29 protein-coding genes and 1 pseudogene are annotated in these 26,059 nt (G+C 36.3%); all 30 read left to right on the forward strand.

Annotated elements, in window-relative coordinates; all coding sequences use genetic code 11:
* Positions 1-69: 69 nt before the first annotated feature.
* Entirely contained in the window at positions 70-219 is a 150-nt protein-coding gene (locus CD147_RS04885; protein WP_103166321.1) for a DUF1381 domain-containing protein, read from the forward strand.
* A complete protein-coding gene (locus CD147_RS04890) occupies positions 219-416 on the forward strand; it encodes a hypothetical protein (protein ID WP_103166322.1) in 198 nt (65 codons plus the stop codon). Before CD147_RS04885 ends, CD147_RS04890 begins: the two co-directional genes overlap by 1 nt.
* Positions 409-582 carry a transcriptional activator RinB gene (gene rinB / locus CD147_RS04895; protein WP_103166323.1) on the forward strand — a complete coding sequence of 58 codons (174 nt, stop codon included), beginning with the start codon at positions 409-411 and terminating at the stop codon, positions 580-582. The genes CD147_RS04890 and rinB overlap by 8 nt, the downstream gene beginning before the upstream one ends.
* 1 nt (position 583) lies before the next feature.
* A complete protein-coding gene (locus CD147_RS04900; protein ID WP_053027759.1) occupies positions 584-1,000 on the forward strand; it encodes a transcriptional regulator in 417 nt (138 codons plus the stop codon).
* Between the two features lie 315 nt (positions 1,001-1,315).
* Positions 1,316-1,696, forward strand: a complete 381-nt coding sequence (locus tag CD147_RS04905; RefSeq protein ID WP_103166324.1) for a phBC6A51 family helix-turn-helix protein — start codon at positions 1,316-1,318, stop codon at positions 1,694-1,696.
* Positions 1,680-2,945, forward strand: coding sequence for a PBSX family phage terminase large subunit (locus CD147_RS04910; protein WP_103166325.1), 1,266 nt, complete (start codon positions 1,680-1,682; stop codon positions 2,943-2,945). Before CD147_RS04905 ends, CD147_RS04910 begins: the two co-directional genes overlap by 17 nt.
* A gap of 5 nt (positions 2,946-2,950) precedes the next feature.
* Positions 2,951-4,369 (forward strand): phage portal protein, encoded by a 1,419-nt coding sequence (locus CD147_RS04915; RefSeq protein WP_103166326.1) that lies wholly within the window; start codon positions 2,951-2,953, stop codon positions 4,367-4,369.
* Positions 4,338-5,285 (forward strand): phage head morphogenesis protein, encoded by a 948-nt coding sequence (locus tag CD147_RS04920; protein WP_103166327.1) that lies wholly within the window; start codon positions 4,338-4,340, stop codon positions 5,283-5,285. Before CD147_RS04915 ends, CD147_RS04920 begins: the two co-directional genes overlap by 32 nt.
* A 100-nt stretch (positions 5,286-5,385) precedes the next feature.
* On the forward strand, positions 5,386-5,979 hold the full coding sequence (locus tag CD147_RS04925; protein WP_103166328.1) for a phage scaffolding protein: 594 nt from the start codon (positions 5,386-5,388) through the stop codon (positions 5,977-5,979).
* A 16-nt stretch (positions 5,980-5,995) separates the two neighbouring features.
* Positions 5,996-6,829, forward strand: coding sequence for a N4-gp56 family major capsid protein (locus tag CD147_RS04930; RefSeq protein ID WP_103166329.1), 834 nt, complete (start codon positions 5,996-5,998; stop codon positions 6,827-6,829).
* Between the two features lie 16 nt (positions 6,830-6,845).
* On the forward strand, positions 6,846-7,136 hold the full coding sequence (locus CD147_RS04935) for a Rho termination factor N-terminal domain-containing protein (RefSeq protein WP_103166330.1): 291 nt from the start codon (positions 6,846-6,848) through the stop codon (positions 7,134-7,136).
* Positions 7,136-7,450, forward strand: a complete 315-nt coding sequence (locus CD147_RS04940; RefSeq protein WP_103166331.1) for a phage head-tail connector protein — start codon at positions 7,136-7,138, stop codon at positions 7,448-7,450. Before CD147_RS04935 ends, CD147_RS04940 begins: the two co-directional genes overlap by 1 nt.
* Positions 7,443-7,772 carry a phage head closure protein gene (locus CD147_RS04945; RefSeq protein WP_103166332.1) on the forward strand — a complete coding sequence of 110 codons (330 nt, stop codon included), beginning with the start codon at positions 7,443-7,445 and terminating at the stop codon, positions 7,770-7,772. Before CD147_RS04940 ends, CD147_RS04945 begins: the two co-directional genes overlap by 8 nt.
* A complete protein-coding gene (locus tag CD147_RS04950; RefSeq protein WP_103166333.1) occupies positions 7,765-8,172 on the forward strand; it encodes an HK97-gp10 family putative phage morphogenesis protein in 408 nt (135 codons plus the stop codon). The genes CD147_RS04945 and CD147_RS04950 overlap by 8 nt, the downstream gene beginning before the upstream one ends.
* A 12-nt stretch (positions 8,173-8,184) precedes the next feature.
* The gene (locus CD147_RS04955; protein WP_103166334.1) at positions 8,185-8,607 is read left to right on the forward strand and encodes a DUF3168 domain-containing protein; all 423 of its coding nucleotides are present in this window, start codon (positions 8,185-8,187) and stop codon (positions 8,605-8,607) included.
* A gap of 2 nt (positions 8,608-8,609) precedes the next feature.
* A complete protein-coding gene (locus CD147_RS04960; RefSeq protein WP_103166335.1) occupies positions 8,610-9,176 on the forward strand; it encodes a phage tail protein in 567 nt (188 codons plus the stop codon).
* 59 nt (positions 9,177-9,235) lie between these two features.
* Entirely contained in the window at positions 9,236-9,739 is a 504-nt protein-coding gene (locus tag CD147_RS04965; RefSeq protein ID WP_103166336.1) for a tail assembly chaperone, read from the forward strand.
* A 47-nt stretch (positions 9,740-9,786) separates the two neighbouring features.
* Positions 9,787-10,077 (forward strand): hypothetical protein, encoded by a 291-nt coding sequence (locus CD147_RS04970; protein WP_103166337.1) that lies wholly within the window; start codon positions 9,787-9,789, stop codon positions 10,075-10,077.
* A 4-nt stretch (positions 10,078-10,081) separates the two neighbouring features.
* Positions 10,082-13,293: pseudogene (locus tag CD147_RS04975) on the forward strand (phage tail protein).
* Positions 13,294-13,306: 13 nt separating this feature from the next.
* Complete coding sequence (locus tag CD147_RS04980; RefSeq protein ID WP_103166338.1) at positions 13,307-14,248, forward strand: phage tail family protein; 942 nt, start codon at positions 13,307-13,309, stop codon at positions 14,246-14,248.
* Positions 14,249-14,258: 10 nt separating this feature from the next.
* A complete protein-coding gene (locus tag CD147_RS04985) occupies positions 14,259-16,100 on the forward strand; it encodes an SGNH/GDSL hydrolase family protein (RefSeq protein ID WP_103166339.1) in 1,842 nt (613 codons plus the stop codon).
* An 11-nt stretch (positions 16,101-16,111) separates the two neighbouring features.
* The gene (locus tag CD147_RS04990) at positions 16,112-18,778 is read left to right on the forward strand and encodes a peptidase G2 autoproteolytic cleavage domain-containing protein (RefSeq protein WP_103166340.1); all 2,667 of its coding nucleotides are present in this window, start codon (positions 16,112-16,114) and stop codon (positions 18,776-18,778) included.
* A complete protein-coding gene (locus tag CD147_RS04995; protein ID WP_103166341.1) occupies positions 18,778-20,283 on the forward strand; it encodes a BppU family phage baseplate upper protein in 1,506 nt (501 codons plus the stop codon). The genes CD147_RS04990 and CD147_RS04995 overlap by 1 nt, the downstream gene beginning before the upstream one ends.
* 10 nt (positions 20,284-20,293) lie before the next feature.
* Positions 20,294-20,638: a hypothetical protein gene (locus CD147_RS05000; RefSeq protein ID WP_103166342.1), complete on the forward strand. Its 345-nt coding sequence runs from the start codon at positions 20,294-20,296 to the stop codon at positions 20,636-20,638.
* On the forward strand, positions 20,619-20,762 hold the full coding sequence (locus CD147_RS05005; protein ID WP_240621107.1) for an XkdX family protein: 144 nt from the start codon (positions 20,619-20,621) through the stop codon (positions 20,760-20,762). Before CD147_RS05000 ends, CD147_RS05005 begins: the two co-directional genes overlap by 20 nt.
* Before the next feature lie 38 nt (positions 20,763-20,800).
* Entirely contained in the window at positions 20,801-21,106 is a 306-nt protein-coding gene (locus CD147_RS05010) for a DUF2951 family protein (RefSeq protein ID WP_103166344.1), read from the forward strand.
* 137 nt (positions 21,107-21,243) lie between these two features.
* Positions 21,244-23,178 carry a glucosaminidase domain-containing protein gene (locus CD147_RS05015; RefSeq protein WP_103166345.1) on the forward strand — a complete coding sequence of 645 codons (1,935 nt, stop codon included), beginning with the start codon at positions 21,244-21,246 and terminating at the stop codon, positions 23,176-23,178.
* A gap of 50 nt (positions 23,179-23,228) precedes the next feature.
* The gene (locus CD147_RS12215) at positions 23,229-25,418 is read left to right on the forward strand and encodes a BppU family phage baseplate upper protein (protein ID WP_198645182.1); all 2,190 of its coding nucleotides are present in this window, start codon (positions 23,229-23,231) and stop codon (positions 25,416-25,418) included.
* 55 nt (positions 25,419-25,473) lie between these two features.
* Positions 25,474-25,773, forward strand: coding sequence for a hypothetical protein (locus tag CD147_RS05025; RefSeq protein WP_103166346.1), 300 nt, complete (start codon positions 25,474-25,476; stop codon positions 25,771-25,773).
* Positions 25,773-26,059: N-acetylmuramoyl-L-alanine amidase (locus CD147_RS05030; RefSeq protein WP_206185150.1), on the forward strand; the 287-nt coding region annotated here is incomplete at its 3' end. The genes CD147_RS05025 and CD147_RS05030, both read left to right, overlap by 1 nt.

Below are 26,059 nucleotides of genomic sequence, written 5' to 3' on the forward strand. Positions count from 1 at the left end.
ATACCTTGATAGTGTTATTAGCATTTATGTTTATAGATAAAATTAAAATGTTTCGTAAGGAGTGATACCGTGACACAATACCTAATCGCAACATTCACAGATTCAACAGGTATACCGCATAAGCACGTTAATAAAGCTAGAGAGAATCAGACGTTTACGGTGGTTGAGGCAGAGAGTAAAGAAGAGGCAATGAAGATATATGAGGAGGCAGAAGAATAATGAAAAAAGCTAAAATTATTACTAAAACAAACAACGTATATACAGTGGCTTATGTGTGTGACGTTGAAGAACTCATTGATACTTTATTAGAGGATAACACCAACATAGTAACTGTTGGTGATATTTACGGAAACAAAGTTTATATTAAGACTGATAGTATTGAATCTTTTACATTGTCGGAGGCATACAATGATTAAACACATTTCAAAACTAATATTCACGTTGGCGATGTATGAGTTAGGTAAATATATTACAAATCAGATACTTATTAAGATGCAAGCGAATGATGATGTGGATGTGTCTAGTGATTATGCTAGAGAGAGTGATCAATACGATATTAACGATTTGGCAGGTGGGTATTAGATTGATAACAATTGAACGTCATGATATTAGAAAATTAGAAGAATATATTCAACATGTAGAACGTTATCGTAAGGAACTAAAAGTTTGTGAGTATGAGTTACTAGAAAATCACGAACCAGAGAATGTAGGTGCTGGGAAAAGTAATCTACCTGGTAACCCAATTGAACGCCAAACAATTAAGAAGTTAAGTAATAAACGGTATGTGATGTTAAGTAACATTGTGAATGGTGTTGATAAGTTAGTAGAAGAAGCTGATGAAGATACACTTGATATGATTAACAAACGATACTGGGAATGTCCAATTGGTTGTTATGAGTGGGAAGACTTAGCTGAATACTTTGGGACAAGTAAATCTAGTATATTAAGACGACGTAACGCAATGATTAATAAGTTGGCTGAGTTAATTGGTTATGTGTAAATGGACTTGAAAGGCGTATAAGTCCGTGGTAAAAGACGTTATTATGATACTGTAAGAACTATCCACACAAACCCTTGTTTTGAGGTAGCTGGGTAGTTCTCATTGAAAGTGATTAAGTTTGGTAATGGTCGTATTGGCCAGCCACTGATTGCTTGAGTGCCTATCCGTTGGGTAGGTACTTTTTCTCCTTTCTGGATAAACTTGATTTTGCATTATTAATTACCTCCCATATGTGACTATTCGAGAGCAACTCGAGTAGTCTTTTTTTATTACAAATTTAAAGAGTATTTAACGTAAAGGCGTGTGATAGATGACATGACAAACATGCAAAACAATGCAACATTCGGGGCGTATTTAGAGTTAACAAAAAAACAACAAGAATATATACGGCTCAAGAACGAAACGAATTTAAACGAAGGCGAGATTGCGTCAGAAATTGACGTTAACCGCTCAACTATATCTCGCTGGAAGAATAACGACAAATTTAGAGAAGGCTTTAAGGGTTATCAAGTGGAACATTTATCTAACCAAGTACCTAAAGCTTTGCAAACAATGATTGATTTACTTAACGCTAAAAGTGAGTTGGTTAGGTTCCAAGCGTCTAAAGATATACTAGATCGTACAGGTTACAACCCGGTTGAACGCCAACAAATCGAAACGAATGCGACGGTGCAATTCAATGACGACATCACTTAACTTATCTGAATTAATACCTAAGCACTTTCACGACTTATGGAGAGCAACGAAGAACCCTAACATATTAAATGTAGTCGCTAAAGGTGGACGTGGTAGTGGTAAATCGTCTGATATATCCATTATCATTACGCAATTAATTATGCGTTATCCTATGAACGCTGTTGTAGTACGTAAGACAGATAACACATTAGCGACGTCTGTATTCGAACAGATTAAATGGGCGATAGAAGAACAAAAAGTGTCTCATTTATTCAAAGTTAAAGTATCACCTATGGAAATCACATTTATACCTAGAGGGAACAGAATTATCTTCAGAGGGGCGCAGAACCCGGAACGATTAAAGTCGTTAAAAGATAGTCGGTTCCCTTTTTCTATTATGTGGATAGAAGAGTTGGGCGAGTTTAAAACTGAAGATGAAGTGACTACGATTACTAACTCAATGCTACGTGGTGAATTAGATGAGGGGTTATTTTACAAATTCTTTTTCTCATACAACCCTGCCAAACGTAAGCAGCACTGGGCAAACAAGAAATATGAAACATCATTCCAACCAGATAACACGTTCGTACATCACTCAACTTACTTGAATAACCCTTTTATATCTAAACAATTCATTCAAGAAGCAGAGAGTGCTAAACAACGTAATGAATTACGTTATCGCTGGGAGTATTTAGGCGAGGCAATTGGTAGTGGTGTTGTTCCATTCAATAACTTGCACATTGAAACGATACCGCAAGAACAGTTCGATAACTTCGATAATATACGTAATGGTTGTGACTTTGGGTATGCAGCCGATCCTTTGGCGTTTACTCGTTGGCATTATGATAAAAAGAAACGAATTCTATATGCAGTAGATGAAATTTATGGTGTGCAAATAAGTAACCGTGAACTTGCCAAAGAATTATGGAAAAGAGGTTATCAATCTGATGAAATACATTGCGACTCCGCCGAACCTAAGTCGATTGATGAACTAAAGAAGGAACACGGTATAAAGCGAGTGAAAGGTGTCAAAAAAGGTCCGGATACTGTCGAATACGGCGAACAATGGCTAAATGATTTAGATGCTATCGTGATTGACCCTAAACGCACACCGAATATTGCTCGTGAGTTTGAAAATATAGACTACGAAACTGATAAAGACGGAAATATCAAACCACGCTTAGAGGATAAAGATAATCACACTATTGATAGTTGTAGATACGCTTTATCTAGAGATATGCGTCAAAATAAAGTCTCGATTTTAATGTAAAGAAGGTGATTGCTATATACTGGCCAGATGAAAAACCATATCATGAACGTGTGATAGAACAGGTTAAACCGAAATACGAAACACAAGAAGAGATGATAAATCGTCTAGTGAATGACCACAAACCTAAGATAGACGAAATTACAGTTGGAGAGCGCTACTATAACCATGATCCAGATGTGTTAAGGTTACCACCTAAATTAGATAACAAAGGCCTAATTGACCCATTCAAACCAGACTGGCGAATGTATACGAATTACCATCAAAATTTAGTTGATCAAAAGGTGGCATATGCAGTTGCTAACCCTGTCACATTTTCAAGTGATAATGATGAAGCACTTAAAACAATTCAAGAAGTGTTAAACCACAAGTGGGATGATAAGTTAATAGATATACTTACAGCAGCAAGCAACAAAGGTATTGAATGGCTACAACCATATGTAGATGAGAACGGAGAGTTTAAAACATTCCGCGTTCCTGCTGAACAAGCTATTCCTATTTGGACAAATAAAGAGCGTGACACGTTGAAAGGGTTCATTAGGTATTACAAGTTAGATGGCGCTGAACGTGTCGAATATTGGACAGATACAGACGTTACATTTTATGAATACCACGAGGGCCAACTGGTTCCAGATTATTATCACGGTGATGATCATATCCAACCACATTACTTTGTAGGTAACAAACGTATGAGTTGGGGGCGTGTTCCTTTTATTCCGTTTAAGAATAATCCGCAAGAGATGAGCGATTTGTACATGTACAAGACAATCATTGATGCGATGGATAAGCGTTTATCTGACACACAAAATACCTTTGATGAATCGACGGAATTGATATACGTCTTAAAAGGTTATGAAGGTCAAGATTTAGATGAGTTTATGCGTAACCTTAAATATTACAAAGCTATTAATGTTGACGGTGACGATAGTGGTGTAGATACAATTCAAATTGAAGTGCCAGTACAATCGTCAAAAGAGTATTTAGATATGTTACGTGATTATGTCATTGAGTTTGGCCAGGGAGTCGACTTCCAACAAGACAAATTCGGTAATAGCCCGTCAGGAATCGCACTAAAGTTTATGTACAGTAATCTAGATTTAAAAGCGAATAAGCTCAAGAATAAGACTTTAACCGCCTTACAAGAGTTGTTACAGTACATTATTGACTTCTACAAACTTAACATCGAAGTACAAGATGTCGAGATTACATTTAACTTTAACGTCATGGTCAACGAGTTAGAACAATCACAAATTGGCGTACAATCTCAATACCTATCTAAAGAAACTGTTGTTACTAACCACCCTTGGGTTGATGATCCTGTGGCAGAAATGGAACGTATAGAGCAAGATAACATTGACTTTAATAACCAACTACCACCGTTAGAGGGTGAAGCTAATGGCAGAACGCAAGATAACCAATCAGAATGATATTGATAAATATATTGAAAAGTTAATTGCACAAGCTGAGAAAGAAATCGAAATATTATTTGCTAATCGTTTGAAAGTTATCAAACAGGAATTGGCGGATATGTTTGAGAAGTATCAATCAGATGACCCACATGTGACGTGGACGGAATTTAATAAGTACAACCGATTAAATAAAGAGCTTGTACGTATCGGACAGATGTTAACCGAAGACTATAAAGAAGTAGCCAGAGCCATTAAACAGACTCAGCAGAACGCTTACATTGAGAAGTATATGATGAGTCTTTATTTGTATGAAATGGCTACACAGTCATCAATGGAATTCGATGTACCTACTGCATCTGTGATTAACAAAGCTATTGAGCAACCTATTGAGTTTATTCGATTAGTACCAACACTACAAAAACATCGCAACGAGGTACTTAAACGCATTCGTATCCACATTACTCAGGGCATTATGAGTGGTGAGGGTTATTCTAAGATAGCCAAAGCGTTGCGTGATGATATCGGTATGACTAAAGCACAATCACTTCGTGTTGCTCGCACAGAGGCAGGTCGTGCGATGTCACAAGCGGGTCTTGATAGTGCAAAAGTGGCCAAAGACAACGGTATGAAAATGAAAAAACGATGGTCAGCTACTAAAGATAATCGCACACGTGACACACATCGCCATTTAGATGGTCAGTCGGTAGACATTGACGATAATTTTAAATCGAGTGGGTGTGTTGGTCCTGCACCACATTTATTTGTAGGTGTCGCTAGTGCCAAAGAGAATATTAATTGTCGTTGCAAGTTACTGTATTACATTGATGAAAATGATTTGCCTGGTGTAATGCGTGTACGCAATGATCATGGTGCAACTGAAGTTATCCCAACTATGACCTATCGTGAGTGGGAGAAGATGAAAAGAAAAGGCTAGCATCTTACTGCTCGACCTTAGCACGTCGTTAAACTGCTTCTTTTTATACAAAAATTCTTCGTGGCGTTGCACGTAAAAAACGTAAAAAGGAGTAGTTTTAATGGAATTAAGTGCATTATTAGATCAATTTGCTAACGGTGAAATTGATAAACAAAAGATTTTAGATACTGTTGATGAATCTCAATCGGGAATGGTACCACGTTCGCGTCTGAATGATAAGAACGCCGAGATTAAAGACTTAAAAACAGAAATCACAAACCGCGATAAGCAAATTGCAGACTTAGAAAAATCTGTTAAAGACGAAAGCGAGATTCAAAAAGAACTTGATAAGGTCAAACAAGAAAATGCAGATTGGCAAACTAAGTACGAAGAAACACAACTGAATAACGCCATCAAATTAGCAGTTGCTAAAGAGGCAAATGATGCTAACGATGTTCTGTTGATGCTTGATAAAAGTAATCTTGAACTTCAAGAAGATGGCAACGTTAAAGGTTTAGAAGATGCAGTAAAAGCGCTGCAAGAGTCTAAACCTTATTTATTTGCTGATAACAAAGCCACAGGGCGTACTCCTAACGATGGTGATCCTATTAACACAGGCATCACGAAAGAACAGTTTGATGAAATGACAGTCGCTCAACGTGAAGATCTGTTTTACAACCATCGTGAAACGTACGACAAATTATTAAATCAATAAAGCGAGGTTTTAATTCATGGTCCCAGAAAACATGACACAATTAAAAAACATGGTTAACCCTGAAGTGTTAGCACCAATGATGCAAGCAGAATTAGATAAAAAATTACGATTTGCTCAGTTTGCAGAAATCGACAATACTTTAGTTGGTCAACCAGGTAACACGTTAACATTCCCAGCATTCGTTTATAGCGGTGATGCAAAAGTAGTACCGGAAGGTCAAGAAATTCCAATCGATTTAATCGAAACTAAAAAGCGTCAAGCAACTATCCGTAAAATTGGTAAAGGTACTGTTTTAACAGACGAAGCACTTTTATCTGGTTACGGTGATCCTAAAGGTGAAGCAGTACGTCAACATGGCTTAGCGATTGCTAATAAAGTAGATAATGATGTATTAGAAGCGTTACAAGGCGCATCATTAAAAGTTGAAGCTGATATTACTAAATTAGCAGGCTTACAAACTGCTATCGATAAATTTAACGATGAAGATTTAGAACCAATGGTATTATTCATCAACCCATTAGATGCTGGACAATTACGTGCTAGTGCAACGGATAACTTCACTCGTGCCACTTTATTAGGCGATGACGTTATCGTTAAAGGTGCGTTTGGTGAAGCGTTAGGTGCAATTATTGTACGTAGTAACAAAATCAAGCAAGGTGAAGCTATTTTAGCGAAAAAAGGTGCAGTGAAATTAATTACAAAACGTGACTTTTTCTTAGAAACAGAACGTCATGCTTCTCATAAATCAACTGCATTATATTCAGACAAACATTATGTAGCTTACCTATATGATGAAAGTAAAGTAGTTAAGATTACTAAAGGTGCAGGAACTTCAGACGCAGGGGCATAACAGGAGGTAGTGACGTATGTATAAAGTAATCGAATATTTTACCGACTTACAGGATGACGATTACACGTACAATGTAGGAGATACATTCCCACGTAAAGGTTTAACTGTAAGTAAAGAACGATTAACTGAATTATCCACAAAAAACAACCGTCAAAATAAGCCTTTAATAGAGCGTGTAGAAGAGCAAATAGCTTTAGATGATATGAAAGTATCAGAACTCAAAGAACTTGCTAAACAACGTGATATTGAGGGCTTTTCTCATATGAAAAAGTCTGAACTTATCGACGCATTAGAAGGTGCAGAATAATGGATGCACTTGATGTGAAAATGCTCAATCAAACACCTGTTGATGACACTTCACATGATGACGAAATAGAAATGCTTATTCCTAAGTATTTGAAGTTAGCAGAAGAATATTGTAACCAAACTTTTGACGTTAAACATTTACCTACTGGCGTTGAGAAGTTTATTGCTGAATGCGTTAAATATAGTGCAAACGGTAATATTTCATCACGTTCAATGGGTACGGTTAGCTATACTTTTGTAACTGAAATGCCTAAAGCGACATATAAGCATTTAAAACCATTCAGAAAGCTAAGATGGAGTGGTTATCATGTTTAACCCATACGACGAGTTCCCGCATGTTATTTCGAAAGGTCGAATTGAAGTGATGGGCGATTTCAAGTTTAAAAAAGAGCGCTACAAAAGCGAAAAGATTATAAAAGGCTTTATGGATACGCCTACTACTTCAGAACAACTTAAATATCATCAAATGTCATCTGAATACGACAGAAACCTATATGTACCTTATGACCTACTAATAAATAATGACGATTACTTTAAATACGAGGGTAAAATCTTTGGTATTGTAGGTAAACCTGTAGATCAAGGTGGCCAACATGAGATTAAGTTAATTCGACTGAAAGAGGCACCTTATGGCTAAAGTGAAATATGGTGCAGATAGTTTAGTCGTTGAGTTAGAACGTTATCAAAAAAACGTCGAAAAGTGGGCTAAAAAAGGTATTTTCAGAACTACTCTGAAAATATACAATACTGCTGTTCATTTAATGCCAGTTGATACTGGTTTTTTAAGACAATCAACGACGATTGATTTTGAAAATGGTGGACTGACAGGTGTTGTGAAAATAGGTAGCATGTATGCAGTGTACGTCAATTACGGAACAGGCATATACGCTACTAAAGGTAGCAGAGCGCACAGGATACCCTGGACCTACAAAGATCCTAATGGTAAATGGCATACGACTTACGGTCAAATGCCTCAACCATTTTGGGAGCCTGCTATTGACGCTGGTCGAAAAGTGTTTGAAAGTTATTTTTCATAGGAGTTGTGCAATATGTGGGTATCGGTAGAGCCTGAACTTACAAATAAATTATATTTAACATTAAAAAGAGACCCTATCATTAACAAATTAGTTGGTGATAGGGTTTTTGATGTCGTTCAAGATGATGTGCGATACCCATATATTGTTGTGGGTGAGAGCAACGTCACTAATAACGAAAGTAGCACAAATATGCGTGAGACGGTAGGTATCGTCTTTCACGTGTATTCACAATATCCAACACAGTACGAGGCCAAGCTATTAATTAGCGCTATTGGTTATGTGTTGAATAAACCAATTGAGATAGATAATTACGAATTTAGATACAGTCGAATTGATAGTCAAGCAGTATTCCCTGATATAGATAGGTTTACTAAGCACGGCACAATTCGACTTTTGTTTAACTTTAGACACAAAACAAAAAGAGAGGAAGTGTAAGCATGGCTCAAAAGAATTATTTAGCGGTAGTGAGACCTGCTAATGATAAATTAGATGCGGTTGACGCATTATTATTAGCCGACTTACAAGAAGGTGGCCACACAATCGAAAATGATTTAGCAGAAATCATTCGTGGCGGTAAAACTGATTACGGCGTAAATGCGGTTTCTGAAGAGTTCAAACTTACTATCGGTAATATTCCGGGGGATAAAGGCATTGAACAAGTTAAAAAAGCGATTAAAAACGGTGAACAGTTACGTGTATGGTTGTATGAACGCAACAAACGAGATGATGGTAAATATCATGGTGTGTTTGCTTATACAGTGCCGGAAAGTTACGAAATGTCATTTGATGACGAAGATAACAAAATTGAATTAACGTTAAAAGTTAAATGGAACTCTGCTGAAGGTACTGAGGATCAATTACCTCCAGAATGGTTCGCAGCAGCAGGCGCACCTACTGTTGAATACGAAAGTTTCGCAGAAAAAGTTGGTAGCTTTGAGGACCAAGAAGAAGCAAAAAAGCCTTCTAGACCGAGTGGCTCAGGAGACAGTGAATCAGGCGCTTAACATTTGGGGACATCTGTCCCCTTATTTTTTTATACAAAAATTGAAATGAGGTATATATTTTGACTGAATTTAACCCAATTAAAACACTAACAATCAACGATAACGAAGTAGAAGCTAAAGCGTTATTTGCGTTTGATATGAAAGCAAAGAAGTTTGCAGAAGATATAAAAGATAAGGACGGCAAAACGGTTACTACACCTGGTTTTAATGTGATTTACAACGGTATTTTAGAGCGTGACACCAGTGCTATTGCTAATTTTTGGGAATGTGCTACTGCATATTTAGGTAAAAATGCGCCTTCACGAGATGAAATTGAAACAGCTTTAAATGAAGTTATCGAACAAAAGCAAGATACGCTTGAGTTATTACAAGGTGCTTTAGATGTCTTAAATAACAGTGGTTTTTTCAAGCAAAAATCTCGTTTATTCTGGACACAGATGAACAAAGCCCCACAAATGGCGAAAGGCGAGGACAAAGAGACAACAAAAGCTGGCATCGAATTTATGAAAGAGAATTACAAAGAAATCATGAACGCGGAACCTTACTTAACTATTCAGAAATAAGACAATTAACGAGTAGGTACATAGGTTATCTATCTGAAAATGAGTTAATGATGATGTCACCTAATGAATGGAAAGACTGGATAATCGGTGGTCAAGATAAGTATTTAGATCAAAAAGAGTTAATGATACAGGCTGCGCAAGCAAATGGACTTGTACAAGCTGGCAAGTCATTAAAACGTATGACTAAAGAGATTGAACGTCAACGTTTTGAAATACGCAATCCTGGTAGTTATGAGCGTATTAAACGTGCAGAACTTGAACATGAAAAACGTAGACGAGAGTTGTTCAAATCAGGCACTAAACGTTGGTTAGAAGAACAAAAACAGAAAGGAGAGTGAATGCGTGGAAAAGAACTTCATGGCTAAAATTATGGCTAATATACGCGACTTTCAAAACAACGTAAGAAAAGCGCAAAGTTTAGCCAAAACATCTATTCCGGATGAGATTGAAACTGATGTGAAAGCTAACATTAGCCAATTTCAACGTAATCTCCAAAGAGCCAAAGCAATGGCACAACGTTGGCGAGAGCATAAAGTAGATATAGACGCAGACACTAATCCAATCAAACGTGCTATTTCATTTGTTAAGGCAGAAATGCAAAGAATACGTGATAAAAAGGTCGATATCAAAGGCGATAACGACAATTTAAAACGTTCAGTAATAGGCGCTAGAGCTATGTTAGCTATGTTACATGATAAAACGGTACATGTTGATTTTGATACAAGAGGAATGACTAGAGCGCAAGTATTAACTAGAGCGTTAGGTAATTCTTTAGATGAATATGGTGACAAAATGGACGCTCTAGCTACTAAAATCAGAACGTTTGGTACTATCTTTAGCCAACAAGTCAGAGGCTTAATGATAGCTAGTATTCAAGGCTTGATACCCGTTATTGCCGGTTTGGTACCAGCAATCATGGCAGTGTTAAATGCAATCGGAGTGTTAGCTGGTGGCGTTGTTGGTTTAGCAGGTGCGTTCTCAATCGCAGGTGCAGGTGCATTTGCATTTGGTGGTATGGCAATTAGTGCTTTGAAAATGCTTAAAGATGGCACACTGCAAGCTACCGCAGAAACTAGACGATATCAAGCGTCTTTAGATCAAGTTAAATCAACATGGGAAAGTATCATCAAGCAAAATCAAGTTCAAATATTCAATACTTTAGCTAACGCATTAGACACAGTAAACGTAGCATTAGGACGTATGAAACCATTCTTAGCTGGTGTATCAAAAGGAATGGAACAAGCCTCTAAGAGCGTACTTAAATGGGCTGAGAACAGTCAAACGGCATCTAAATTCTTTAATATGATGAATACAACGGGTGTAAAAACATTCAATACTCTATTAAGTGCTGCCGGACGTTTTGGTGATGGTTTAGTTAACATATTTACTCAATTAGGTCCTTTATTCTTGTGGGTAGCACAGGGATTAGACAGTTTAGGTAAAAAATTCCAAAACTGGGCTAACAGCGTTGCAGGTCAAAATGCTATCAAAGCATTTATCGAGTATACAAAAACCAATTTACCTAAAATTGGACAGATATTCGGCAATGTATTTGCCGGTATCGGTAATTTAATGGTCGCATTTGCGCAAAATAGCTCAAATATATTTGATTGGTTGGTAAAACTGACTGCTCAATTTAGAGCTTGGTCTGAACAAGTTGGTAAATCAGAAGGATTTAAGAAATTTATCCAATATGTACAACAAAACGGGCCAGTCATCGTGCAATTAATTGGCAACATTGTACGTGCAATAGTTGCGTTTGGTACGGCAATGGCACCTATTGCGAGTGTGATTTTAAGGGTAGTTACGGCTTTAGCTGGTTTTGTAGCTAAGTTATTTGAAACGCACCCTGCAATTGCTAAAATCATTGGAGTTATAGCAATCATGAGTGGTATTTTCTGGGCGTTAATGGCGCCAGTAATAGCAATTAGTACAGTATTGTCAAACGTCTTTGGCGTTAGTTTATTACAGGTTATCGGTCACATCATGCGTTTTGTAGCATCAAGTGGCATTTTAAGAGGTATTTTAACTGTATTACAGGGCGCATTTAGATTGTTGATGTCTCCTATCGCATCAATAGGCAGATTATTGCCATTATTAGGTTCTGCTTTCACAGCTTTAACAGGACCAGTTGGTATAGTCATTGGTGCCATATTAGCTTTAGTCGGCGTTATCGTTTACTTATGGAAAACGAATGAAGGCTTTAGAAATATGATTATCAATGCTTGGAACGGTATTGTTTCTGCAATTAGTGGCGCAGTAAATTCTATCATTAACTGGTTTATGCAATTGTGGGCATCAATCCAACAAACATTACAACCTATCATGCCATTACTACAACAACTAGGACAACTGTTTATGGAAGTTCTAGGTGGTTTGGTTATGGGTGCTATTCAATTAGTGATAGGTGCGTTCCAGTCGTTATGGCTTGCCGTATCAGTAATATTCACTGCAATAGGTGCAATTGTTTCTTCAGTAGTTCAATTGCTCGTCGGCCTGTTTACTGCGTTTATTCAGTTAATTACTGGTGATTTTTCAGGAGCATTACTAACATTGCAAGAAACGTTTACTAACGTACTAAATACCATTTGGACAGCAGTACAATCAATCTTCACTCAAATTTCTCAATTTATATTCACAACATTAAACTCTATACTCGGAACGAGCATTTCTAGTTGGTCGCAAATTTGGAGTAGCACAGTTCAATTTGTCACTCAAATTTGGTCTAGTGTCACGCAATGGTTTGGTCAAATGGCACAGTCCGTTTGGCAGAAAATGGTGCAAGCGTATAACTACATTGTAACCACTGGTGCGCAGTGGGTAAGTTCTATCATAAGCACTTTAGCTAGATTTGTATCGTCTGTGATTAGTGGTTTTATCAGAGTAGTATCAGCTGTTGCGTCCCACATGGCGCAACACTGTCTAGGGTGATTTCTGGAGGCGCTCAATGGGTATCAGCAATTATTAGTGCTATGGCTAGTTTTGTTTCTGCCGTAATTAGTGGTTTTGCTAGAGTGGTTAGTGCAGTAGCAAACGGTATGTCACAAGCTGTTGCTCGTGTCCGTTCATTCTTTGGCGAAATGGTAAGTGCCGGCGCACATATTATCAGTGGTTTAGCACAAGGTATTGCGAGTGGTGCAAGTAAAGTTATTAGTGCAGCAGTCAACGTAGCAAAAAGTGCAATATCTGCAGCTAAAAGCGCCCTAGGCATACACTCACCTTCTCGAGTATTTAGAGGCATAGGTGAATATGTATCTCAAGGCTTAGGAATGGGTATCTTAGCTGACCAACACAAAGCGGTAAATGCAGTTCGTAGTGTTGCTAGTAATTTAACTGACGCATTTAAACCGGAATTATCTACAAACTTAACAGACGGTTTAGGTGGTTCATTAAATGGTAGTGTGGACGCCCACATGACTAAAGATGTGAGACATAGTATGCAAGAGAACAATCGCCCAATTGTTAATATAACTGTGCGTAACGAGGGTGATGTAGAGTACATTAAATCTTACATTGAAGAACAAAATGGTAAAAATAACAGCATGGGCTTGTAAAGGAGTGTTATTATTGATTGCTCACGACATAGAAATAATTAAAGATGGCAAAAAGTACAGAGTCAGTAATAACACTTTTACTGGCTCTGTTTTAGAAGTGGTCTCGTATGATGTAAAAGGCTCAGGGTACGATCGTGAATACAGTAAAGTTGAAGGGACACAGGGTCGCTTTTTCAATTCTGTTTACGAAGAAAAGAAAATAGTCATCCTTAAATTACGTTATGAAGTAGATAAAATGGCTCAAGTAACGCATCTTAAATCGAATTTACAAGCATTATTGCGTGGGCAATATTATTTACGTGAATTATCTGCACCAGATACATCAATCAAGTATGAAGATATATTTAACGATAAACCACAACACTTTGAACTTGAATATGTTGATGGTAGACAAATATACGTTGGCCTAGTTAATGCTGTTGCGATTGATACAACACAGACGGCTGGCGAGTTTGAACTTGAGTTTGAAACGATTGAATTACCTTACTTTGAAAGCATTGCATATAGTACCGATTTGGAAAGTGAGAGAAATAGTGTTGAAAAATGGGCAGTATCTGATAATCTACCATTTGAAGTAAATGACGGAAAAAGACAATATACTTTCCACGATACTAAAATATGCAATGTATATTACGCAGGCACGGTCGAAATTAATCAAATCAATCAAGATAGTACCGTTTATGTCACTTTAGGTGAAAATGTATCTAAAAACGATAAACAGGGCGCTACTTTTTATATGGTTGAAAGTGGCGATGTTATTAATATCAAAGGCTTAGAGTTAAAAGCAGGCGATACTATCAAATTTGACGGTAACCACACATTCAGAAATGGTTTAAACATCGATGCATATAATGTAAGTAGACGTAGCCCTACTTTAATACCGGGTTGGAACACGTTTAGAAGCACTAAAACAATGCAAAAAGTAGTGTTTAAACACAAAGAGTATTATATGTAGGAGTGACGATATGGCAGTATTATTGAAAACTTTACAGGGTTACGGTCAAAACTTACCTGTTGCAACTGAATTGAATACTAAATTATCTGACACAGACAGCACGTTAACGATTGTAATTGATGAAAACAAAGGAACCTATGACGCTATCGCTGCTATCACAAAAATGTGGACGATTACAGGTGTTGAAGGCCCCGAAGATGAAAGAGAATATCGTATAGTTATGCTTGATAAAGAAACACGAGGTCAAAAAAACAGATTGACCGTTAAAGCTAGACCGGTTGAAATTGATGACTTGAATAATTCACGTGTTTACGAGATATATAACGGTAGTTTTACTGGCAAAGCATATTTTGATTTAGTGTTTAAAGATACAGGTTATAAGTATAATTTGCACGCTAAGGTATCATCTTCTAAATTTGAAAACCTTGGTAACTGTGACACTAATTTAGAGATGTTCAAAAAAGGTTTAGAGCGCTATTCACTTGAATATGAATATGAGCCTAAAACAAAAACGTTTCACTTGTATGATTACATTGAGTATAAGCCTGAATATTGGATAAAGTCAGGTGTTAATGCGAATAATATCAAAATTCAAGAAGATGCATCTAAATGTTATACATTTATCAAAGGTTTTGGTGGGTTTACGGACCAACAAACTTTTGAAGAAGCAAGTTTGCAGTTTGAATATACTTCACCGCTTGCCGATGTTATAGGTATGCGTCACGCTCCGCCTATACAAGATGGAAGAATTACCAAAGAAGATACATTAAAAGCAAAGATGGAAAAAGTAATCAATGATAGTGTTAAAACGTCTGTAACACTTGATTTTGTGTATCTAAAAAAATACTTTAAAAACGCAACGCCTAAAGTAGGTGATGTAGTTAAAGTAATTGATGATTTAATGGGTTTGAATGTTGACTTGCGAATTATAGAAATGACAACGAAACGTGACATCAATGGCGAGATTATAAAAATGGATCTGGTGCTTGGTGAATTTAGGTTGCAAGATAGATATGTAAAGGCGGTTGGTAAAGCCGCTAAATATGTAACCAACTTAAAAACAAGCAATCCTGCTAAAACACAGGAGAGTGTTGAAGCACAAACTAAAGCAAACACTAAAACTACGCAAGATTTATTAACTAAAACTGATGATTTAGATAATAAAATCAAAAAAGCTGACGCTAAAAGCGTTACGACATCAAATGGTACTATTGTTCATGATTTTACTAGCAAATCATCTATTAGAAAAATTAAATCTATCGGCACGATTGGTGATAGTATCGCTAAAGGGTCACTAGCTAAAAAGAATTTTACTCAAATGTTAGCTAAAAAATTGAAAGCGAAATATACAAATCTAGCTGAAAGTGGCGCTACTATGAGTGATATTTACCAACAGGCTACAAAAATTAAAGGGGACTTAATCATCTTGCAGGGAACTGATGATGATTGGGTCAAAAACATAGATATAGGCACTGATAAAACGGATACAAAAACGTTTTACGGTGCCTTTTATAGTGCAATTGAAGTTATTAAAAAGAATAACCCTAAAGCAAAAATTCTTGTAATGACAGCATCAAGACAGTGTTATGTCGATGGCGCTAAAGTTAAACAAAAAGATACTGAAAAGAACGACAAAGGTAAAGCGTTAGTTGATTACGTTAATTTACAAGTAGATATCTGCAACGATTTAAACGTACCAGTCTTTGATGCGTACAGATATCCAAACTTCAAACCTTATAGCCCAGCCTTTAGGAAATCAACAATGCCTGATGGCGTTCACTTCAATGATAAAGGACACGAAGTGATTATGTACGAATTAATTAAAGATTATTATCAATTTTATGACGAATAAGGAGGTTTTGTATGTTATCTGAATTAAAAACAAAGTTACATTCATTATTTGGCTCTGATTTTATATCTCAAATCGAACAAAATTTTGAGAGTATAAAATTTTGGGCAGAGAAAAAAGATGACGAATACCAAAACCATATTACAAAGCAAAAGAACGCACACGATTCATCGCAAATTAAACACACTATCAAAAGTGGTCAAAATGTTAATTTACAGGACCATGAGCGTTATCAAGACGAGCAAATAACACGTTTGGTTTTAGGACATAACGGTGATGGAATACAAGAATTGAGAGCAAGCAGAACATCGATGGACGCACAGGGGTTTGATGACTTATCTAATCGTTTATATCACGACTTTTTACGCGAAAGTAGTGAAAGAGAAAAGATGCGTGCCGAATTGCTTAAAAAGATACGACGTATTGTAAATGTAGATGATTTTGGCGCAGATCCAACCGGTCAAAAAGACAGTACAAAAGCTTTTCGAGATGCATTAGGCACTGGTAACGTACTTGTAACGATGAGTGCGGGGACTTATTTAACAACTGGTATCAAAATGCCTAACAACTCAAGATTAGTTGGACAAGGTAAAGATATTACCACTATTAAGTTTATGGATAGTACACCAGCGAAAAACATTGGTATCACTAACTTGAAAATGAGTGGTAATGCTAAAAATATTAGTTTAGAGAATTTTACGTTTGACGGTAATAAGTTTAGACAAAATAAAAAACTCAAACCTACTGGTGGCTCCCTTTCATCAAACATTAGATTTGCAGGTGTAAATAATGGTTACATTTATAATGTTAAATCGCATAGTGCATTATTACACTGTATCGATACCACATATGCTAGTGATGATTATTATTATGAAGGTGATGGCAATAGAGTGCCGTACGCATTAGAAAGTAAGCATATCCACATTGATAATTGTGAAGTATATGGCTGTGGTGACGACGGTATCACTACACACCACAGTCGGTATATTACTATCAGTAATTGTTACGCTCACGACCCTACAATTACAGGCGGTAATAATAACGGTATTGAAATTGACGATGGTTCGCAATTTGTGTTTTTATCAGATAACAAAACGTATCGTAACTATGGCGGTTTAGAAATTAAAGCGCATGCATCTACGAGTGCATCGAGATGCGTATTTGTAAACAACCACCTATCAATTGAAGATACTAGAGCGTACAATATTCGTCACATTGGCCACCACAGAGCAAAAACGGATACTAAATCTAAAACTGCTTACGATGTATCGTTAAACAACTGCGTGGCTCTACGACCTAAATACAACGGCGTATATCCGGGTACAACACCTAGAGCGTTGTTAATTAGTGCTTACAAAAACGTATCGGTTAATAATTTCACTGCCATTGGCGATACAGATTTCAGTAAATTAGAAAAAGGTAAAACTGACAGTAATTTACCTGCTATCGCGGTTCAGTTTATGGCCGAGAATGTTATCATGAACAACATTACTGTTACTGGTTTTACTACTGCCGGTCAAGATATTAAATTTTTTGGTGGTTCGAACCGCGGAGAACGTTTTATTCTTAGCAACGTTAATATCTATAATTCATCACCTAAAGTTGGCATAGCAAGTGGTGCTGGTATTTATGATTTGAAAATTATTAACGGAAATTTAAAAGGGCGTGGCACAGGTAATGGTATTGAAACATACAACAATACAACTATGATAAGTGGTATTACTGCAGATAGTTATACAAACGCCGCAGTCATCGCAAAGGAAAAGTATAAAACAGTACCTACTGTATTAAAAGGTGGGTTAAGTGCAGGTTTAAGTGGTTCTGCAGCAGTCGACCCATTAAGCGCAGTTTTAGCATCAACGGGTGGCAGTAAAGCATATAGCGCACGTTCTTTTGTATTAGGTTCTGGAATGGCATCAAAAGCTTACGGCTCACGAAGTGCAGTGATTAACTCATTATCGTCAGAAACATCTAAAGATAGCCACACACAAACAGTATTCAATAGCAGAAATGTAAAATCACCTGGCAGTTACAGAGTCGTTGCAGGTTACTCCGGTACAGGTAAACCTTCTACTGCAAACATCAAAGTAGATCTTAACACGTTACACGGTAACCTTAATTTAGCTGGTAAACTAACGCAAAACAACGCCGATATCGCAGAGTTGTTTGAAAGTCAAAGTGGCCAACCTATTGAGTTAGGTACCATTGTTACTTTAGACGGTGATAAAATCAGAAAAGCACAGCCGAGTGATGAACCTATTGGTGTTATATCGGGTACTGCAGCGCTTGTGGCTAACGATAAAACATACCATCATAAAGATAGATATTTACAAAATGAGTACGGTATGACGTTGACTAAGCGTGTACAAAGAGAATTTGAAGATGTAAACGGTAACCCAGTGTTTGAATGGCGAGATGAACCAATCGAGAACCCTAATTATAATGAAGATTTACCATACGTATCACGCTCTGAACGTCCAGAATGGAATACGGTAGGTTTAATTGGTCAAATCTATACAAACGTCGAAAAAGACGTCATAGCAGGCGACTTAATCAATGGTAAAGCCGGAATTGGATATAAAGATAATGTGAACGGTAAAGGGCGTGTAATGGCCATTACAACGCCATATAACGAAGAACGTGGTTTTGCAATTGCGTTAGTATTGTGGGGTGTTAAATAATGGAATTAGAAAAAGTAGCTAAAATTGATTTAGAAGAAGAGGCGTATCTAAAACCGATATCTGATAGGGGTATCGGTTTTTATAATTTAGATAAAAATACAGCGCAGTTTCAGTTTAGGGTAACAAAAGATAATCTCCCATTACTAATCAGTACAAATAATGTTAAAGGTTACGCTTTTTTTAAACAGATTACTGTAAAAAATGGCGATAGACCTTCCACATCTGGCGTTTTAGATGTTGAATTTATCGACCCTATGACAGGTTTAATTGGTGTAACAGTACCACCTTGGTTTTTGAAAAGTGTTACAAACTCAACTGTTTTAGGAGAGGTTTATCTATCGCTTAACGATTATAAAAATGAAGATAAAGACGATACAGTCGTTTTAGGCACTTTCCAATTTGAAGTGAAAGATAGTTTAGTTAATCAAATTAGTAGCGATATCAAAGTGAGTTACATTCGCATGTTTGATGATTTGCGCGATGAGTTAGAAAAGAAAGTAGAACAGCTCAAAAAAGATATTGGCAGCACTCAAAGTTTGATAGATACAATCAAACAACTATCTGCAAGTGCAACACAAGCTATCCAAAATGCTAAAGATGATAGCATCAATTCAATTAATACAAAGAAAGCTGATGCTTTAAATAACATAGAAGAGCAAACAACGTTATCTTTAGCACAAATTGATAGTAAAAAGAATGATGTACAAAGTGGTTTTGAAATTGCTAAAACTGCGTTTCAAAACTCAGTAGATCAAAATACACAAACTTTTGATGAAAAGGTAACAGACGCCAATAACTTGATTGATAAAAAAGTGAACGACTTTCAAACGAATGGTGCTTTAACTAAAAGCGATGTAGATAACCTTATGGGTAGTTACGATTGGCAAAAAGCGTCGTTAACTCAATCTAACGGAACATCTTTAACTATTAGAGATTTAGATTTCGATAAACCAGACGAAATCGTGAAATCAGGATTTTACTATTTGTATAACCCTAAAAATGCACCTGTAAATAGAAATGGTATGTTAATTGTTATTTATACAAGCAACAACTACATCAAATTTATTTTTACCCCTTATGATAAAAATGATATTTATGTACGTACTAAAAACGGAGATGGCAATTGGTTAGCATGGGACCACATTAATAAGTATCAGGATAGTGGTTGGGTAAATTTACCTTTAGTAAATGGTGCATACCCTAACACTGAATACCAAGATAGAAGTGGCTTCAATTGCTCGTACAGAATTGTTACTCAAAATGGTGTAACAACAAACTATCTACGTATTAATGCAAGCAACTTAATAAGTGGACAAATATTCGCAAGATTACCTCAAGATATGGTTAAAAACGCACAATCATTTTCTGTAAGAACGCCAACCGGAAAACCGGGTTGTTTCTTAGTTATCAACCCAAGTGGCGAAATTGTGTTCTATAAATCATCGATTACTGGTGATTGGACTGAAAAAGACTACATTTACGCAGAAGTAAATTGGATAAATTAGGAGTGGTTGAATGAAAGTAGTTTATTTATGGAAGAATGGCCAACAAATATTGGTTTATCCGAACGATGAAGGGGAGTATGAATATCCTAACGAGAAATGGACGGAAACTAAACCAGATGACGGTATGTACACACCAATTTACTTTGACGGTCAAAAATGGATAGGTCAGTCAAAAGAGGTTTTTGAAAAAGAATTACCACCTGAACCGATTGACGATAAAGATGTTCTTATCGCTAATCTATCAGAGCAATTACTAAATACACAATTAGAAATCGAAAACATCAAAAAAGATATGGCTACCGTATTAAATTTATTGCTTGAAAAAGGAAGTGTTGATGATGTACAGAATAGTTGAACGATACTATAACATGGGGTTATTCCCGTTAGAAAAAGTTAAGCAATCTGTTACAGTTAAATGGATAATACTAGATGAATATAAAAAGATTACCGGTCAAGATTACGAGCCACTAGCAGAGTAGTTAGTGGCTTTTTATTTTAAGCAAAGAAGGTGTAGCATATGGAAGATAATTACCAAAGATGTGAAAGGGACTATGAAACAAGAATACAAAAACTTGAAGACAATGATGAAAAAATCTTCACATCTTTGGAACAAATAAAAGATGGACAACATAATCAAGACCTCATTAATCAAAAAATGAACTTTACCTTAGATAGTATTAATCGAGAGCGTCGAATTGACCAAGAGAACAAAAAAGAAAATAAAAAGAATATCAAAGAAGTAAAAATGTTAACGTTAGGAACGGTTTTCACAATCGCCTCTACATTAATAGTTACAATTTTACGTATGGTTTTTGGTATTTAAGGAGGGATAATATGTTTAAATTATTTGGAAAATCTAATTTTTGGTCTTGTTTCTGGTTTGGAAATTGTAAATAGAAATATTGTAAGTCGGCACTTTTAGTGTCGGCTTTTTATTTTGCATAGAAACGGGGTGCATATATGGGACTACCGAACCCGAAGAAAAGAAAGCCTACTGCATCTGAAGTAGCAGCGTGGGCGAGAAGTAGAATAGGGAAACGATTAGATGTCGATGGATATTATGGCGCTCAGTGTTGGGATTTGCCTAACTATATATTTGTTAAATATTGGGGTTTTCGGACAACTGGGAATGCGATAGCAATGGCTTGGTATAGATACCCTAAAGGTTTTAAATTTTATAGAAACACACCTAGTTTCGTACCTGAGCCAGGTGATATAGCGGTTTGGGGGACAGGGTCTTTCAATAATGGTGCTGGCCATACTGGGGTAGTTGTTGGACCAAGCAATCGCAATTATTTTACCAGTGTTGACCAAAATTGGCGAAACGCAAATAGTTATGTCGGTTCTCCAGGTTCGTTAGAAAAACATAGTTATTACGGCATTAGTGGTTTTGTGAGACCACCTTATCAAAAAGAGGTTAAGAAAAAGCCGAAACCAAAACCAACTGCAAAACCAACTAAGCCAATACCTAAAACATCACCAACTCCTGATAAAAATACAACTGAACAAACAAAACCAACTACCAAAAAGGTCAAAAAAATACAGTACACCGACTTTCTATACTCACTAGATAAAGATTTAGAATACAATGACCATTTAATCGTAGATGATGGCAAACTCATGGATAAACCAAAAGGAATATACGTCAAAGAATGCCCGCATTTACGAGATGTGGAAGAGTTATATCTACAACGCAATAGATTTGTTAACAAAGATGAATATCCACACGTTTATATTGATCGTGAACAAATATGGACCCCTAGACCACCAGACACCGAAGCACCTTCACATCCGGGTTGGTTGGTTGTAGAAGTATGTGGCGCACAAACTGAAAGTAAGCGTCAATTCATGGTCAATCAATTACGTGCATTGATATATGGCGTGTGGTTATTAAGTTGGAGCAAGATTAAACTATCGCAAAGTAGTATTAAAGTTGACGAAAATATTTGGCGTACGATGAAAGACTTAATTGACTACGATATGATTAAAAACGGTATTCCTGATGAAAGTAAATATAAAGAAGTCGAAGACAAAATCATCAAGATGTACCTTAAAAGAGACGATTTGTTAAAAGAAACAATTGTTACTAAAACAAGTACAAAAACGATTAAAGTTAAATCGGATAAAGATTTAAAATCAAGTAAAGCAGTTGTTGCTACACCAACTAATACGAAAAAGAAAGTGCAACCGAAAAAAACAACGCCTAAAAAAGCTAAAGTTACTGTTGAAAAGAGTAGATTTACTTTTGCCCAAGCACTTAATCTTCAAATGAGCAGAGGATACCCGCAAAAAAGCAATGGTTATAGTTGGTACTTCCCTAGCCGTTCTGATGTGAGTGCGGCAATGAACCCTACAAAAATATGGAATAGCGCATCACAACGTTACCAAATGCTTAATCTAGGTAAATATCAAGGTATAAGTGTATCGAAATTGAACGTTATATTAAAAGGTCGCGGTACGTTATCAGGACAGGGTAAAGCATTTGCAGACGGTTGCAAAAAATATAACATCAACGAGATATATTTGATTGCTCATGCGTTGCTAGAAAGCGGCAATGGTACAAGTAACTTTGCTAGTGGGCGTTATGGAATGTATAACTACTTTGGTATAGGTGCATATGATAACAACCCAAATAATGCTATCAGCTTTGCGCGTGGGAGAGGTTGGACGACACCGGCAAAAGCAATTATCGGTGGCGCTAAATTCGTTAGACAAGATTACATCAATAAAGGACAAAATACGTTATATCGTATGCGTTGGAACCCTAAAAACCCTGCTACACATCAATATGCAACAGACATACGTTGGTGTGAACATCAAGCAAGCACGATATACAGTTATTACAAAAAAATAGGGTTAAAAGGACTTTATTTTATACAGGATAAATACAAGTAAGGCTATCTACTGACAGTGGGTAGCCTTTTAAAATTAAAAGAGGTGTATATATGTTACAAAAAATGACAGATGTATCTACAAATATCAATGTTGGCACGGCTGAGAACGGTTTTATTGGTGCTAATTTTTATACCGAAGATGACGGTAGCGCATACATTAGAATTACAATTAAAGATAACAACCAAATTTTAGATTTTAATAAAACGGATATGTTGCCTAGATTAGATTTGTTCTGTTCAGACGGCTCAATTTTTACGAATGAGCCATTAGATATTTTGATACCAGACAAAGGTGTTGTTCAATACAAAGTATCAGATAACGTTATTGCTCATGCAGGTAGAATGGACGCAAAACTTTTTTTAGCAAACAAAAAAGATAGTATCCACGTAGCTAACTTTTACTTTACAATTACTGACAGCGGTATGACAGGACCGATTGGAAAAGAGGTACACGTTGATTCATTGCAAAGCTTAGTTAGAAATGTGATGAAAGAAAACGCAATAGGTTTGTTAGACGACAACTTTAAATCTAAGTTAGAAACAGACTTGCAAACATATGTTACGGAAAACCCGGATTTATTCAAAGGCGAGCAAGGAGAACAGGGTATTCAAGGTGTTCAAGGACCACCAGGCAAAGACGGAGAACAAGGTCCACAAGGGATACAAGGACCACCTGGAAAAGACGGCATAAACGGTGTTGATGGTATCGACGGAAAACCAGGAATTGACGGGAAAGACGGTGCAGACGGTCCTAAAGGAGATAAAGGGGAACCGTTTCGTTTTGAAGATTTTACACCCGAACAATTAGAAACGTTGAAAGGCCCCAAAGGTGACAAAGGCGAAAAAGGGGAAATTGGCGATGTTGGCCCTCAAGGTCCAAGAGGTGTTGACGGTGTTATTAAATTTGATAATTTAACAGAAACTCAAAAAGCTGATTTACGTTCTGGAGTAAATTATGATTTAGCTAAAAATATCAGTGATTTAGAAATAAAAATGAAAGCCATTAATGGCGATTTCTTTAGATTACCTGTTTATACTCCAAAAGATTTTGATTTAATAGATTATCCACTAAAAAATAAAATTTTCACAAATGGTAGAGGGCAATTTTTTGTTGATTATGACGTGTCTGTAAATAAATTACGTGGTGGTAAAACTTATTATATAAATTACATTTTAGGTTCAGATGATAACGATGGTACAACTAAAGAAAAAGCTTTCAAATCTATAAATTATGCAATTAGTAAAGTACAAGATAACGATACTATTATTTTGTGTGAAGGCACACATTTTAGAAGTGGTGGTTTGTTGTTTCCGAAGCCATTAAGTAAAAGTATAAATATCATTGGTGAAAATAGTAATGTTAATGTGATTTGGGCTGACGAACCTAATTGGCAAAAAACAAGTAACGTAAATAATGTATATGAGACAGTAAGAAGCAATGTGGCTGATGTTATAGATATAAAAAACAAACAAAGTCTAAAAAAAGTCAATTCAATAAGTGAAGTAGATTCTACTGATAGTTCGTGGTACACAGACAACACTAAAGTTTATGTGAATTGTGGTTTTGTCCCAGATGAATTAATCGCACCCATTTTAAAAGGTTCTAGCATTCAAATTAATAATATCTCCACAGACTTATACATTGAAAATGTGAATTTTATTGGTGGCAACAACGTATTACAAATAGACTTAGTCCAAAGCAATAATTTATATTTAAAAAACGTCTCTTTATCTTTCGGAAATTATTTATACAACGGATTAACAGTTACAGGTGGAAAAAATGTTATTGTTCAAAATTGCCAAGCCTATAATAATGGCTATGATGGTTTTAATTATCATGCTGGGAAAGATCAATCTTTACCATTGATTACTGAAATCAATTGTACGGCTTTTGAAAACGGTAGTGATAAAGGTACTTCAGGTTTTAAATCTAATAACGGAACGACAACTCATGATGGTATAACTTCCATTCGAGTGAATGGAGTATATGCACGTAACGACGGCGGTAATGTTGCTGACGTTAATGAAGGCACTAAATCGTGGAATATAGGTTGTAGCGCCTTTGAAAGTTATCAAGGTAAAGATTTCCAAACTGCAAGTGGAAGTAATATGTGGTTAGACAATTGTATAGCTTATGGAAGTGAAAATAGTATAAACTCTGCAGACCCCCAAAGCGTTGTTTATACTAGAGCAGGAGAATATCAAAATAAACTTGTTGTAGGGAAAGAAATTAAATATTAATTTTTAAGCTGACCTTTTTAGGTCGGCTTTTTATTTTAAATGAGGAGTGGAATAAATGGAAAGTATTATTGCATTTGCAACAGTAATTTCAGTTATCACAATCGCATTAACACAATTAGTTAAGCAAGCTGGCGTACCTAAAAATATTGTACCTTTAATCGCTATTGGTATTGGTATTCTATTAGGTGGCATAAGCGCATTTATTCCAGAATTAGTTACTGAACTATCAATTGGCGGTCGTTTATTAGCTGGCTTAATAAGTGGACTAATGGCTACTGGTATTTGGGAGACAGTTAGAACACGTACAGGTTCTACTAAAGATAACAATAATAAAATTGGTGGAGGTCGTGCATAATGGCAGAAAAATGGAATGGCGTACCAGTTAAGTATGATTTTTTACCGATTGGGACGCGTAGAAGTGGGCAACCCTTAACAAGTAAAAAACCTTTATTTGCAGTAGCACATGACACAGGGAATCCAGAAACCACTGCACAAACAAATGTTAATTATTATAAAAACACATACATGATTGATTGGTCATTAGTAGCAAGCGCACATATCTTTGTCGATGACAAAGAGTGTATTGTTTGTATTCCAGTTACTGAGAAAGCATGGCATGTATTATATAATACACCAACTGA

This window comes from Staphylococcus devriesei (assembly GCF_002902625.1).
Taxonomy (GTDB): domain Bacteria; phylum Bacillota; class Bacilli; order Staphylococcales; family Staphylococcaceae; genus Staphylococcus; species Staphylococcus devriesei.